This is a genomic window from Enterobacter sp. BRE11, assembly GCF_031844285.1.
Lineage (GTDB): Bacteria > Pseudomonadota > Gammaproteobacteria > Enterobacterales > Enterobacteriaceae > Pantoea.
This window is the reverse complement of record NZ_JAUZUX010000014.1, coordinates 109989-123104: the sequence shown is the minus strand read 5'-3', so window position 1 is coordinate 123104 and position 13116 is coordinate 109989. Positions and strand designations below refer to the sequence as shown.

The window sequence follows — 13116 nt, the reverse complement described above, 5'->3', positions numbered from 1 at the left end:
GCCACTCTCCGCGCCAGCATAAAAAAACGGCCCGAGGGCCGTTTCAGAAAGGATTTACAGAATACGCCCCAGCGTCTGTCGCAGATGCGCGCCTGCGCCCAGCAGGCCAGGCTGATCGTGGGTGATCATATAGACCGGGATGCGGGAGACGTAGTCGCGGAAGCGCCCTTTATCCTCAAAGGCGGCGCGGAAGCCAGAGGCCTTAAAGAACTCCAGGAAGCGCGGCACGATGCCGCCAGCGATATAGACGCCGCCGAAGGTGCCGAGATTCAGCGCCAGATTGCCGCCGAAACGTCCCATAATCACGCAGAACAGCGACAGTGCGCGACGGCAGTCGGTGCAGCTATCAGCAAGCGCGCGTTCGGAGACATCCTTCGGCTTGAGGTTTTCCGGCACGCGGTTGTCCGCCTTCACGATAGCGCGGTAGAGGTTCACCAGACCGGCGCCGGACAGCACGCGCTCGGCGGAAACGTGGCCCAGCTCGGCGCGCAGCACTTCCAGAATCAAATCTTCCTCATCGCTGTTGGCGGCAAAGTCGACGTGGCCGCCCTCGCCCGGCAGGCTCACCCAGCGACGGTCAACGTGCACCAGATGGCTGACGCCCAGTCCGGTGCCGGCGCCGTAAATCGCTATGGGCTTATCCTTCACCGGCTCCCCGCCGCCAAACTGAATGACATGCTCAGCCGTCAGCATCGGGATCGCCATGGAAACGGCGGTGAAATCGTTGATGATTTCAAGATGATCGAAGCCAAGGCTGGCTTTCATTTTGCTGGTGGAAAAAGCCCAGTCATGGTTGGTCATTTCGACCCAGTCTTCCGTGATAGGGCAAGCAATGGCGATGCAGCCGTCTTTAACGTTCTGTAGCTGCTCGCCAAGATAGTGGCGGATGACGGCTTCGAGGCTGTCATAATCTGAAGTCGAGAATGTTTGGGCCTGGGAGATGCTGCCGGTTTCCACCTCACACAGGGCGAGTCGGGCATTGGTGCCGCCGACGTCGCCGACCAGGGCATAAGTTGTCATTCTTTTGTTGCTCCGCTTGGGGTCCCTAAGATGCAGGACACTATAAAAGTCTGCCGGTAAAACAACAACGCTCGCCGCGACAAAAGAGGAGCGTTGAAGGTGGTGAGCACAGCCTACCCGTCCGGCAAGCCGCTTGACAGCGGCAACACTCCGAATCTTACCCTCCGTTGCGTTGCGCGAGGCAAGCCGTCACCTTATGCAGCAGCGGCGGCAGATCGTTCTTAGGCATCACGACCTCGACCAGCGTCAGGTAGTCGGGCGCCTGCAGACGCGCCATGACCTCATCCAGCTGCACGCATTCGGTGACGCGCCAGCTCTGCGCCTGCCCGTGCAGACAAAGCGCCTGCGGCAGCGCGGTCCAGTTCCACTGCGCGATATCATTATAACGCTGCGTTGCGCCGTGGATGGCGCGCTCCACCGTATAGCCCTCATTGTTCAACAGGAAAATAATCGGCGTTTGCCCGTCGCGCAGCATCGATCCCAGCTCCTGAATAGTCAGCTGCGCCGAGCCGTCGCCGGTAATCAGGATCACCCGCTGCGCGGGCGCGGCAGTCTGCGCGCCGAAGGCTGCCGGAAGAGTATAGCCAATGGAGCCCCAGAGCGGCTGCACCACCAGCTGCGCGCCGGGCGGCAAGCGCAGCGCCGCCGCGCCGAAAGCGGCGGTGCCCTGATCGGCGAGAATGATGTCGCCCGGCTGGAGAAAGCGCTGCATCGCCTGCCAGAAAGCGCTCTGGCTGATTTCGGCGCCAGCGTCCGCCGTCTCGACCGGCTGCATCTGCGGCGCCAGCGCCCAGCCCTCGCTATAGCGCGCAAACAGCGCCTCCAGCTCATTTAGCGCATCCGCCATGTTAAGCGGCGCAAAGCGTTCTCCGGCAACGCTGGCGGCGAACGGCTGTAGATCGATCAGCTGCGTGGCGGCGAAATTTTGGCTAAAGCCCGCCGTCAGGGTGTCGGTGAAGCGCACGCCGACGCAGAGTGTGACATCGGTCTGCTCAATCAGCTCGCAGATACCGGGCTCGCTGCCCGCTGCGGCGTAAGTGCCGACGTAGCCCAGCTGGCGCTCGTCCAGCACGCCTTTGCCCATCAGCAGCGTGGCGCAGGGAATGGCGCGCAGCCGACGCAGCCGCGCCAGCGCCGCCTGCTGCCGCCAGCGCGCGGCGAGAAAATCAGCCAGCAGCGCCACGCGCCGCGCCGGCTGCAGCAGCCGTTCGGCGGCGGCGCGAAACGCCAGGCGCGCCTGCTCGCTGGAGCCCGGCGCGGCGTCGAGCGGCGCGGCGGGCGGTGCCACTTCAGCCTCCGCGACATCGACCGCCATCATCAGGTAGCCCGGACGCTGTTCGCGCATCGCCGTGGCTAATACCCGATCAATTTCCGCCGTGGCGTTGCCCGCACTGAGCTGCGCTGTTGCTGCGCTGACCTCGCCCGCCATGCGCAGAAAGTGACGGAAGTCGCCGTCGCCCAGCGTATGGTGCACGCAGTCGCCGCGCTTTTGCGCCCCGCTGGCGGGCGCGCCCACGATATGGATCACCGGCAAATACTCGGCGAAACTGCCGGCCGTGCCGTTGATAGCGCTCAGTTCGCCGACGCCGAAGGTGGTCAACAACGCCGCCGCGCCGCGACAGCGCGCATAGCCGTCCGCCGCATAGGCCGCGTTGAGTTCGTTGGCGCAGCCGACCCAGCCGATATCCCGATGGGCGATCACGCGATCGAGAAACTGCAGGTTATAGTCGCCCGGCACGCCAAACAGATGGCCAATGCCGATCTCCTGAAGGCGCGCCAGCAGATAATCTCCTACGGTAAAGCGTTGCATATGCCACTCCTTTCACCCGTGTCTGGTTTGAGTATCCGCTATGCTGCGAAAGCGGCGAGAAAGCAGCGCAATCAGCTGAACAAAAAAGTGGCAACCGGGCGTTACGATGGGGGATTATTCTGTAAGTATGCGATCTGCGCTCCATTGTGACTGTGTGTAAACGTATACACTGCTATCCTTGCGCTTGAAAATTCTTCCCTTTGACAGGAAAGCCGTATGACCTACCTTCCGCACCCCGGTCGTTATCAGCAGATGGAATATCGCCGCAGCGGCCGCAGTGGGCTCAAGCTGCCCGCAATTTCGCTTGGCCTGTGGCATAACTTTGGCGACAACACACGCGTTGATAACAGCCGCGAGCTGCTGCGCCACGCGTTCGATCGCGGCATTACCCATTTTGATCTGGCAAACAACTACGGCCCGCCGCCGGGCTCGGCGGAAGAGAACTTTGGCCGCATCCTGCGCGAGGACTTTCGCCCCTTTCGCGACGAGCTGGTGATCTCCACTAAAGCGGGCTACACCATGTGGGACGGTCCGTACGGCGACTGGGGCTCGCGCAAATACCTTATCTCCAGCCTCGATCAGAGCCTCAAGCGTATGGGGCTGGAGTATGTGGACATCTTCTATCACCACCGTCCGGATCCAGAAACGCCGCTGGAAGAGACCATGCGCGCGCTGGATCAGGTGGTGCGCCAGGGTAAAGCGCTCTATGCCGCACTCTCCAACTATCCGGCGGATCGCGCGGCGGAAGCGATCGCCATCCTGCGCGACCTCGGCACGCCCTGCCTGATCCATCAGCCGCGCTATTCAATGTTTGAACGCGGCCCGGAAAACGGCCTGCTGGAAACGCTGGGCGACAACGGCGTCGGCTGCATCGCCTTCTCTCCGCTGGCGGGCGGCGTACTGACCGACCGCTATCTGCAGGGCATTCCCGACGATTCGCGCGTGGCAAGCGGCAGCAAGTTCCTGCGTAAAGATCAGCTGACCGACGAGAAGATGGAGAAAGTGCGCAGGCTGAATGAGATTGCGCAGCAGCGCGGCCAGAAGCTGGCGCAGATTGCGCTGGCGTGGACGCTGCGCGACGCGCGCGTGACCTCCGTGCTGATTGGCGCAAGCAAAACCGCGCAAATTGACGACGCGGTGGAGATGCTGGCCAATCGCCACTTTACCATCGCCGAGCTCTCCGCTATTGAAGGCGTGCTGATTTAATCTTTGCCCGCCCGGCCGGCGCGCCGGGCATTTCTGCGAACAGAATTGTCCCAATCCCCTTTTTCTTCCGATTTTCCTCACAATTGTCAGCGACACTCAACCTGCCACACAAGCAATGCGCGGACATCACGCCTGCACCGCAGCGGCGCTGTCGCTGATAAGGAGAATAAGATGAAATTTGCTGTTTTTGCTGCTTTGCTGACCTGCCTGTCGCCTCTGGCGATCCATAGCGCTCAGGCTGACGGCGCCTCTATTCGCCTGGCGCCGGGCGTAACGCTACATCTGGGAGACCAGGATCGCCGCGGCTACTACTGGGACGGCGGCCGCTGGCGCGAGCCGCGCTGGTGGCACAACCGCTATCAGTACAACAACCATCGCTGGTGGCGTCATGAAGAGTGGCGCCGTCATCAGCAGTGGGAGCGCGAACGACGCTGGCATGAGCGCGAACGTCGCCACCACTGGCGCGAGGCGCAGCGCTATCACGACCGCCACGATCGTCACCATCACTGATGACGCGGCGCTATGGCTAAAGGCCGCTGCGCGAAACGGCGCGCAAAGCGGCCTTTACTCCGCGAACAGCCGACGTCCGATTTGCCGCGCCGTTTCCAGGTGCGCCTCTGGCGAATCGGCGTCAGGCAGCAGGATCAGCTCCGACGTCTTCACCGCTGCGCCAACATAGTCGAAAATGCCCTCGTCAATCTGCGTGCGCATCGCGGCATAGTAGCCGCGCCGCGCATAGGTGCGCAGATTCGCCCCGCCTATTCCCAGCAGGTGCACCTTCAGGCGGCCCATTTTTTTATCGATTTTGCCGTCGGGCGTCTCCTGATATGCCCAGCCGTGGGTAAAGACGCGATCGATCCAGCCTTTCAGCACGCCGGGAAATGACCACCAGTAAACGGGATACACCAGCACCAGCGCGTCAGCGCCGTCGATGCGTTTTTGCTCGGCCAGCACATCGGCGGGCGGTGCGCCCTCACTGCGAAACAGCGCCAGATCGGCGGCGGCGTAGCGCGGGTCGAAGCCCTCTGCTATCAGGTCGGCGATTTCAAACGTGTGTGGCGCGCCAATCTCGCGGGTTAACGTGCGCGCGACGGCGTGGGTAAAAGAATCTTGATCGGGATGGGCGACCACTACCAGTGCATGCATATCCTGACTCCTGTAAGAGAAGAGAAAAAGGCTGCCTATCGAGAGTAGATGAGTCAGGGCGGGCTGTTAAGGCGGCGGCACGGGAGGTTAAAAATGAAGCGGGCCCGAGAGAGATCGGGCCCTTTTCCGCAGCCCTTACAGGCCGAGGATTTCGCCACCCAGCAAACAGGCATTGAGCGCCACCACCAGTACCACGATGGCGAGACCGGCGTTCTGCATCAGGCGCGAATTGACCATCTCGCCCATAATCTCGCGATTGCCGGTAAAGGAGAGCAGCGGCACCAGCGCCAGCGCAATGCCGAAGCTCAGCAGCACCTGGCTCATAACCAGAATGCGCGTCGGATCCAGGCCCGCCATAATCACGATAAATGAAGGCAGCATAGTGACCAGACGGCGTACCCAGAGCGGAATATGAAAGCGGATAAAGCCCTGCATCACCACCTGGCCAGCCAGAGTGCCCACGACGGTAGAGGAGAGGCCAGCTGCGACCAGGCTCAGGCCGAATACCGTCGCCGCCGCATGGCCAAGCAGCGGCGTCAGCGTCAGGTAGGCCTGATCCAGCTCGGCAATGCCGCTGTGACCGCTGAAGTGGAACGCGGCGGCGGCGGTCGCCATCATCGCCAGATTGACAAAGCCGGCGATGGTCATGGCGATGGCCACATCCAGCTTGGTAGAGGAGTAGCGCTGGCTTTTATTGCCGCTCTCGCCGCCCTGCGTCAGCGCCGAGTGAAGGTAGATCACGTGCGGCATAATGGTCGCGCCCAGCACGCCCGCTGCCAGGAAAACCGCCTCGGAGGTCGGCAGCGACGGCAGCGCCATGCCGGTCACCAGCTCGCTGACCTTCGGCTGTGAAAAGAAAAGCTCTACGATATAGGCCGCCGCCACAAACAGCAGCAGGCTGCCGATCACCAGCTCCAGCGGCTTCTGGCCGCGGTTTTGCAGCATCAGGATCAGAAAGGTCGCCACGCCGGTCAACACCGCGCCCTGCAGCAGCGAAATGCCGAGCAGCAGCTTAAAGCCGAGCGCCGCGCCAATAAATTCCGCCAGATCGGTCGCCATGGCGATGATTTCCGCCTGCACCCAGTAGAACCAGACCGCCGGACGCGGGAAGCGATCGCGAATATGCTCAGCCAGATTTTTACCGGTGGCGATACCGAGCTTGGCGGACATCAGCTGTATGACCATCGCCATGATATTGGCCCAGACCACCACCCACAGCAGCTTATAGCCATAGGCTGCGCCCGCCTGAATATTGGTGGCGAAGTTACCCGGATCGATATAGCCGATGGCGGCGATAAAGGCCGGCCCCAGCAGCGCGAGCTTGATTTTTCGGACTCCGCGAGCGGCGCGCTCGGCGGTACGGCTCTCAAACATATTTCTCTACCTGTCTGAACGCGTGTTGACCATGGCAGCTTATGGCCTGATCGCGGCAAGTGAAATGTGGTTATCGTTATCGGTGTGATAGATGATGCTATAAAGTATAGCCATTGCTATACCTTGCGGTAAAGCGAGCCTTGCTAAAAAATGTGCAATGCTTCCCACTCTACGCCTCGAACATATTATAGACAATGAATTTGTGGATATTTGAGGTGAACATTTTGTGAACAGGCTGTGACTGGTGAGAGTTTTCTGAGAAAAGGGATGATAGCGAATCCTTATAATGTGGATTTGATCTCGTTTTTAAGTAACGCGTTACATAGAATACGCAGCAAATTACAACCCTCCTCAAATCTGGAGCAAGCATGTCCCATATTTTGCACTTCCTTTTAGCACTGGTGGTGGTAGGCGTGCTGGCGTTACTCGTCAGCCACGACCGTAAAAGTATTCGTATTCGCTACATTGTCCAGCTTCTGGTCATTGAAGTGCTGCTGGCGTGGTTCTTCCTCAACTCCGAGGCGGGCCTCGGGTTTGTAAAGGGCTTTGCCGGTCTGTTCGATCATCTGCTTAAGTATGCGGGCGAAGGCACTAACTTTGTATTCGGCAACATGAATGACAAAGGCCTCGCCTTCTTCTTCCTGAACGTGCTCTGCCCGATTGTCTTTATCTCTGCGCTGATCGGCATTTTGCAGCATTTCCGCATTCTGCCCTGGGTGATCCGCGGCATCGGCACCGTGCTCTCTAAAATTAACGGCATGGGCAAACTGGAATCCTTTAACGCCGTCAGCTCTCTGATTCTGGGACAGTCAGAAAACTTTATCGCCTATAAGGATATCCTCGGCAGAATGTCGCAGCGCCGCATGTACACCATGGCCGCGACCGCGATGTCGACCGTTTCCATGTCGATCGTCGGTGCCTATATGACCATGCTGCAGCCGAAGTATGTGGTCGCCGCGCTGGTGCTTAACATGTTCAGCACCTTTATCGTGCTGTCGCTGATCAACCCTTACCGCGTCGACAGCGAAGAGGATCTCCAGCTGCAGGATATCCATAAAGGCCAGAGCTTCTTTGAAATGCTGGGCGAATATATCCTCGCGGGCTTCCGCGTGGCGATTATCGTCGCGGCGATGCTGATCGGCTTTATCGCGCTGATTTCCGGCCTGAACGCGCTGTTCGATGTTATCTTCGGCATCAGCTTCCAGGGCGTGCTGGGCTACGTCTTCTATCCATTCGCCTGGGTGATGGGCGTGCCGGCTCACGAAGCGCTGCAGGTCGGTAGCATTATGGCCACCAAGCTGGTTTCCAACGAGTTCGTCGCGATGATGGATCTGCAGAAGCTGGCGGGCCAGATTTCGCCGCACTCAGAAGGCATCCTGTCGGTGTTCCTGGTCTCGTTCGCCAACTTCTCCTCTATCGGCATCGTCGCCGGCGCCATCAAGGGCCTGAACGAAGAGCAGGGCAACGTGGTATCGCGCTTCGGCCTGAAGCTGCTATACGGTTCGACGCTGGTCAGCGTGCTCTCCGCCGCGATTGCCGGTCTGGTGCTGGCGTTCTGATAAGAAGGGCGAGACGGGTTCTCGCCCTTATTCTTAATTATTCCTGCTTGATATAACGCCTGCCGCGCCGCCTCAGCCGCGCGGCACCGCCCTTCCCCGATTCCCGCAAATCCTTTGCACAATATTGAATTTCATCTCATGCCCGTCGCCCCGTAGTTTTTTCATTACTCAACATCGGGAGAAGCGCATGAGCATTCAATTTCTGGGCATGATCGGCCATCGTCTGGCCTCTGAAATCATTCCGGCCAGCGGGCCGTTATTCGATAAACACTATATTGCCGATTTCGCCCGCGCCCACGAAGAGGCGGGATTCGATCGGATTCTAGTGGGCTACTGGTCCGATCAACCAGACGGATTTTTAGTGACGGCGCACGCCGCCGCCAACACCTCGCGCATCAAATTTTTGCTGGCGCACCGTCCCGGCTTTGTCTCGCCGACGCTGGCGGCGCGCAAGCTGGCGTCGCTCGATCACCTGATCGACGGACGACTGGCGGTGCATATCATCAGCGGCGGCAGTGACAGCGAACAGCGCCGCGACGGTGATTTCCTCAACAAAGCGGAACGCTATGCGCGCACCGACGAATTTCTCGACGTGCTGAACAAGAGCCTGACCTCGGCGGAAGCCTGGGACCACAACGGCGAGTTTTACCAGGCCGAGCAGGCTTTTTCCGCTATCAAGCCGCTGCAGAGCAGGCTGCCGGTCTACTTCGGCGGCTCGTCGCCGGAGGCGATCGAGGTCGCCGCGCGTCACGCCGACGTCTTCGCGCTGTGGGGCGAGCCGCTGCAGGGCGCGGCGGAAACTGTACAAACCGTGCGCGCCGCCGCCGCGAAAAAGGGGCGCGACATCAAATTCAATATCTCCTTCCGCCCGATTATCGGCAAGACGGAGAAAGAGGCCTGGGAGCGCGCGGAACATATTTATCAAACGGCGCAGAAGCAGCTGGCCGAGTCGGGCTACACCTTCGGCCTGCCGAAACCACAGAGCGTCGGCGCACAGCGCCTGCTGGCGGCGGCTAACGCAGGCGACCGCCACGATAAAGTGTTGTGGACCGGCGTCGCGAAGCTGGTAAGCGGCGGCTACAACTCCACTGCGCTGGTGGGCACGGCGGATCAGGTCTCCGACGCGCTGCTGGATTACTACAACCTGGGCATCGACAGCGTGCTGATCCGCGGCTTCGATCCGCTGAACGACGCGATTGAGTACGGCCGCGAACTGCTGCCGCTGACGCGCGAAAAAGTCGCCGCGCTGACGCGCGTTAAGAGGAGCGCCTGATGCGTCTCGCCACCCTGTTTGCCGGTGTCGCGCTGGCGCTGAGTCTTAACGCCGCTTTTGCTGCTGAAAAAGTGACGCTGCGCCTCGGCGATGTCAAAGGGGATCGCTTCGCCTCGCTAAAAGCTTCCGGCGAGCTCGATAATCTGCCTTACGATCTGAAGCTCACCGCCTTCGATTCTGGCGCGCCGGTGCAGGAGGCGCTGAATGCGGGGGCGCTGGACGTCGGCTTTACCGGCGATCTGCCCTTTCTCTTCGTCTATGCCGCAGGCGCGCCGGTTAAAGCGGTCGGCGCCTGGCAGAACAATCCCGACAGCATCGCGCTGCTGACGCGTCCTGACGCCGGCATCAACAGCCTGAAAGATCTGAAAGGCAAGCAGATCGCCGTCAACCGCGGCGGCTGGGGACACTATCTGCTTCTCGGCCTGCTGGAACGCGCCGGACTGAAACCCAGCGAGGTGACGCTGCGCTTCCTCGGCCCGGTGGATGGCCGCGCGGCGCTGACCTCCGGCGCAGTTTCCGCCTGGGCGCCGTGGGAGCCCTACATCGCCACCTCAACCCAGATCGATGGCACGGTACGCGTGCCGCAGGGCGGCGGCAACGGCATTATGTCAGGCTACTCCTATGCGCTGGCGCGTAAAGAGGCGCTGGCCAATCCGGAGAAGCGTAAAGCTATCGCCGATCTGCTGACGCGACTGGCGAAGGCGCAGGTGTGGGCGGCGCAGCATCCGCAGCCGTTCGCCCAGGCGCTGGGCAAAACGCTAAATATGCCAACCGCCATCACCAGCAGCTGGATTGCCGACGCGCGCATTCGCCCGCTGGTGTTCGATCCCTCGCTTATCGCCACGCTGCAGAAATCCGCCGACTTTTTCCATCGCTATCAGGTGCTGCCGAAGGCGGTCGACGTCAGCGACGCCTTCGATTTCAGCCTGGCGAGCGGCGCCAATCAGGTAGCGCGGCACTATCAGGAGAACAAATCGTGAGCGACCTTAACCACCAGCGGCTGCGTGACTTTGTGGCGCAGCTCGCCGCGCTGCTTGAACAGCAGCCGGACGAGGCGACTATTCTGGCGCGCGGCAGCGAGCTGCTGCGCCCGCTGCTGCAGCACGACGACTGGCTGGATGATACGTTTGCCCAGCCGCATCCGCAGCACTATCAGCAGTATCTGCTCCATGCCGACGCGCAGCAGCGCTTTTCGGTAGTGAGCTTTGTCTGGGGGCCGGGCCAGCAGACGCCGGTGCACGATCATCGCGTCTGGGGGCTGATCGGCATGCTGCGCGGCGCGGAAGTGTCGCAGGGCTTCAAAATGGAAAATGGCGCACTGGCGGCAGACGGCGCGCCGGTTCGTCTGGAACCTGGCGAGATTGACGCGGTCTCGCCGCGCGTCGGCGATATCCATCGCGTCAGCAACGCCTTCGACGATCGCGTCTCTGTCAGCATTCACGTCTACGGCGCCAATATCGGCGCGGTCAAACGGGCGGTTTATCGCGAAGACGGCAGCGAAAAACCTTTTATCTCCGGCTACAGCAATCGCTACTTGCCTAACATCTGGGATCTTTCACATGGCTAAAACTTTTCCTCTGCGCGACGCCGCAGAGATTCAGCAGGCGCTGCGCCAGCAGCAGGAAGTGGCGCTGGTAGACGTACGCGACGAGGCGCTCTATGCGCAAGGGCATCCGCTGTTCGCGGTAAACATTCCGCTCTCAAAGCTGGAGCTGGAGTGGCTGGATCGCCTTCCTCGCCGCGATACGGCGATTACGCTTTACGACAACGGCGAAGGGCTGGCGCAGACGGCGGCGGAGCGCGCGGCGGCCTGGGGCTACACCAATATCACGCTGCTGAAAGATGATCTGGCCGGCTGGAAGGCGGCGGGCGGCGAGCTGTTTATCGATGTGAATTCGCCGAGCAAGGCGTTTGGCGAGCTGGTGGAACACCACAATCATACGCCGTCGCTGGCGGCCGAAGAGGTCGATGCGCTGCTGCGCGACAACGCCGACGTGGTGGTGCTCGACGCGCGCCGCTTTGATGAATACCACACCATGTCGATTCCCGGCAGCATTAGCGTGCCAGGCGGCGAACTGGTGCTGCGCGTGCGCGACATCGCGCCCTCTCCCGCTACCACGGTGATCGTCAACTGCGCAGGCCGCACGCGCAGCATTATCGGCACCCAGTCGCTGGTCAACGCGGGTATCCGCAATCCGGTCTACGCGCTGCGCAACGGCACTATCGGCTGGACGCTGGCCGGCCTGGCGCTTGAGCAGCAGCAGAGCCGCCGCTACGGCGTCGTCAGCGAAACCGCGCAGCGTCATGCGGCGGCGCAGGCGCGTCAGGTGGCGGATCGCGCCGGGGTAGCGCGCATCGACGCGACGATGCTGGCGCGCTGGCGGCAGGAGACGCGCACAACCTATCTGTTCGACGTGCGCGACGCCGACGAGTACGCCGCCGGGCATCTGCCGGGCAGTCGTCACGTGCCGGGCGGACAACTGGTGCAGGAGACCGATCACTACGCTAGCGTGCGCGGCGCGCGTATCGTGCTGGCTGACAACGACGGGGTACGCGCCAGCATAACGGCCTCCTGGCTGGCGCAGATGGGCTGGGAAGTCGCCGTGCTGGAGGGGCTGCAACCACAGGACTTCAGCGCCACTGGCGGCTGGACGGCGCAGGTGCCGGCAGCGCCTGTGGCCGGGACAATCTCTCCGCAGCAGCTGAACGACTGGATAAAGCAGGGCGATACTCAGGTGCTGGATTTCACCACGCGCGCCAACCACGTTAAAAGCCATATCCCCGGCGCAGCCTGGCTGCTGCGCTCGACGCTGCAACAACAGGGCAAGGCGGCGCTGCCGCCAGCCGAACGCTATGTCCTGACCTGCGGCAGCAGCCTGCTGGCGGGCTATGCGGTGGAACAGGTGGCGGCGCTGACCGGTAAGCCGGTCTTTGTGCTGGCAGGCGGCAATGTCGCCTGGCGCGGCGCCGGGCTGCCGACCGACGCTGGCGAAGAGGCGCTGCTCTCCCCCGCCATCGATCGCTATCGCCGCCCCTATGAAGGCACCGATATCGAACCGGCGGTGATGCAGGCCTATCTTGACTGGGAATATGGTCTGGTGGCGCAGCTGGATCGCGACGGCACACATGGCTTTCGCGTGCTGCGGCCGGAGAAACAGAGCGTAACGGCGTGACTCAACAGGGCGGCAGCGATGTCGCTCTTTTTTGTGCGCAGCGGTGCTTGCGCAAGCGTTGTGGATATTTTGAGGAGCTGCCTGAGAGATCAGGACGAAGAAAATGGTGGAGATAAGCGGGATCGAACCGCTGACCTCTTGCATGCCATGCAAGCGCTCTCCCAGCTGAGCTATACCCCCACATCTGGAATTGTTTTTTCAGTGCCAAATCGTTGGGATGCGATTTGGTGGAGCTAAGCGGGATCGAACCGCTGACCTCCTGCATGCCATGCAGGCGCTCTCCCAGCTGAGCTATAGCCCCGAACCGAAAAAACCGTCGGATGTTCTCGACGGACGGCATAATATGAAACCGCCCTCAGGGTGTCAACGGCAAAATCGAAAAGTGCGTTTGATCGCTGAAAAAGGCGGCAAATCCCAAATCGTAGTATTTTCAGCCGCTTTTATTCAGCACCTAAAAAGCGGTCAACCTGTGTGGCGTCACGGCTCATTTTTTTCTGCTGCGCCAGGTTAAATTACGGTTAAACAGCCTTTAGGATTTTTCTTGTTTTCCGTTAA

Annotated in this window: 11 protein-coding genes and 2 tRNA genes; 7 read left to right on the top strand and 6 right to left on the bottom strand. The window is 61.0% G+C overall.

Translation table 11 applies throughout. The features are described from left to right. Nucleotides 1-54 precede the first annotated feature (54 nt). Both glk and Q9R34_RS15910 read right to left on the bottom strand, forming a co-directional pair. Complete coding sequence (glk, locus tag Q9R34_RS15915) at nt 55-1020, bottom strand: glucokinase (protein ID WP_434126931.1); 966 nt, start codon at nt 1018-1020, stop codon at nt 55-57. A gap of 157 nt (nt 1021-1177) precedes the next feature. Next, nucleotides 1178-2830 (bottom strand): thiamine pyrophosphate-binding protein, encoded by a 1653-nt coding sequence (locus Q9R34_RS15910; protein WP_485894924.1) that lies wholly within the window; start codon nt 2828-2830, stop codon nt 1178-1180. A 216-nt stretch (nt 2831-3046) separates the two neighbouring features. On the opposite strand from Q9R34_RS15910, the gene mgrA reads away from it, so the two are divergent. Together mgrA and Q9R34_RS15900 are read left to right on the top strand one after the other, a co-directional pair. After that, nucleotides 3047-4036 (top strand): L-glyceraldehyde 3-phosphate reductase, encoded by a 990-nt coding sequence (gene mgrA / locus Q9R34_RS15905; RefSeq protein ID WP_485894922.1) that lies wholly within the window; start codon nt 3047-3049, stop codon nt 4034-4036. A gap of 171 nt (nt 4037-4207) precedes the next feature. After that, nucleotides 4208-4546, top strand: coding sequence for a DUF2502 domain-containing protein (locus Q9R34_RS15900; protein ID WP_434126928.1), 339 nt, complete (start codon nt 4208-4210; stop codon nt 4544-4546). Between the two features lie 54 nt (nt 4547-4600). On the opposite strand, the gene Q9R34_RS15895 is transcribed toward Q9R34_RS15900, so the two are convergent. Together Q9R34_RS15895 and Q9R34_RS15890 are read right to left on the bottom strand one after the other, a co-directional pair. Next, on the bottom strand, nt 4601-5182 hold the full coding sequence (locus Q9R34_RS15895) for an NAD(P)H-dependent oxidoreductase (protein ID WP_485894920.1): 582 nt from the start codon (nt 5180-5182) through the stop codon (nt 4601-4603). 135 nt (nt 5183-5317) lie between these two features. After that, on the bottom strand, nt 5318-6556 hold the full coding sequence (locus Q9R34_RS15890) for an Nramp family divalent metal transporter (RefSeq protein ID WP_485894918.1): 1239 nt from the start codon (nt 6554-6556) through the stop codon (nt 5318-5320). 368 nt (nt 6557-6924) lie between these two features. On the opposite strand from Q9R34_RS15890, the gene Q9R34_RS15885 reads away from it, so the two are divergent. The 5 genes from Q9R34_RS15885 (at nt 6925) to Q9R34_RS15865 (ending at nt 12561) form a co-directional block, all read left to right on the top strand. After that, nucleotides 6925-8115 carry a NupC/NupG family nucleoside CNT transporter gene (locus Q9R34_RS15885; RefSeq protein WP_485894916.1) on the top strand — a complete coding sequence of 397 codons (1191 nt, stop codon included), beginning with the start codon at nt 6925-6927 and terminating at the stop codon, nt 8113-8115. A gap of 187 nt (nt 8116-8302) precedes the next feature. Then, nucleotides 8303-9388 (top strand): LLM class flavin-dependent oxidoreductase, encoded by a 1086-nt coding sequence (locus Q9R34_RS15880; protein ID WP_485894914.1) that lies wholly within the window; start codon nt 8303-8305, stop codon nt 9386-9388. Continuing rightward, nucleotides 9388-10368 carry an ABC transporter substrate-binding protein gene (locus Q9R34_RS15875; RefSeq protein ID WP_485894912.1) on the top strand — a complete coding sequence of 327 codons (981 nt, stop codon included), beginning with the start codon at nt 9388-9390 and terminating at the stop codon, nt 10366-10368. Before Q9R34_RS15880 ends, Q9R34_RS15875 begins: the two co-directional genes overlap by 1 nt. Next, nucleotides 10365-10955 (top strand): cysteine dioxygenase family protein, encoded by a 591-nt coding sequence (locus Q9R34_RS15870; RefSeq protein ID WP_485894910.1) that lies wholly within the window; start codon nt 10365-10367, stop codon nt 10953-10955. Before Q9R34_RS15875 ends, Q9R34_RS15870 begins: the two co-directional genes overlap by 4 nt. Continuing rightward, nucleotides 10948-12561 carry a rhodanese homology domain-containing protein gene (locus Q9R34_RS15865; protein ID WP_485894908.1) on the top strand — a complete coding sequence of 538 codons (1614 nt, stop codon included), beginning with the start codon at nt 10948-10950 and terminating at the stop codon, nt 12559-12561. Before Q9R34_RS15870 ends, Q9R34_RS15865 begins: the two co-directional genes overlap by 8 nt. A gap of 104 nt (nt 12562-12665) precedes the next feature. Here the strand turns inward: Q9R34_RS15865 and Q9R34_RS15860 are convergent. Together Q9R34_RS15860 and Q9R34_RS15855 are read right to left on the bottom strand one after the other, a co-directional pair. Next, a tRNA-Ala gene (locus tag Q9R34_RS15860) sits at nt 12666-12741 on the bottom strand. Nucleotides 12742-12786: 45 nt separating this feature from the next. Beyond that, a tRNA-Ala gene (locus tag Q9R34_RS15855) sits at nt 12787-12862 on the bottom strand. Nucleotides 12863-13116: the final 254 nt, after the last annotated feature.

Coding starts and splice junctions, on each gene's coding strand:
- glk (WP_434126931.1), bottom strand. CDS start 1,020: ATGACAACTTATGCCCTGGTCGGCGACGTCGGCGGCACCAATGCCCGA.
- Q9R34_RS15910 (WP_485894924.1), bottom strand. CDS start 2,830: ATGCAACGCTTTACCGTAGGAGATTATCTGCTGGCGCGCCTTCAGGAG.
- mgrA (WP_485894922.1), top strand. CDS start 3,047: ATGACCTACCTTCCGCACCCCGGTCGTTATCAGCAGATGGAATATCGC.
- Q9R34_RS15900 (WP_434126928.1), top strand. CDS start 4,208: ATGAAATTTGCTGTTTTTGCTGCTTTGCTGACCTGCCTGTCGCCTCTG.
- Q9R34_RS15895 (WP_485894920.1), bottom strand. CDS start 5,182: ATGCATGCACTGGTAGTGGTCGCCCATCCCGATCAAGATTCTTTTACC.
- Q9R34_RS15890 (WP_485894918.1), bottom strand. CDS start 6,556: ATGTTTGAGAGCCGTACCGCCGAGCGCGCCGCTCGCGGAGTCCGAAAA.
- Q9R34_RS15885 (WP_485894916.1), top strand. CDS start 6,925: ATGTCCCATATTTTGCACTTCCTTTTAGCACTGGTGGTGGTAGGCGTG.
- Q9R34_RS15880 (WP_485894914.1), top strand. CDS start 8,303: ATGAGCATTCAATTTCTGGGCATGATCGGCCATCGTCTGGCCTCTGAA.
- Q9R34_RS15875 (WP_485894912.1), top strand. CDS start 9,388: ATGCGTCTCGCCACCCTGTTTGCCGGTGTCGCGCTGGCGCTGAGTCTT.
- Q9R34_RS15865 (WP_485894908.1), top strand. CDS start 10,948: ATGGCTAAAACTTTTCCTCTGCGCGACGCCGCAGAGATTCAGCAGGCG.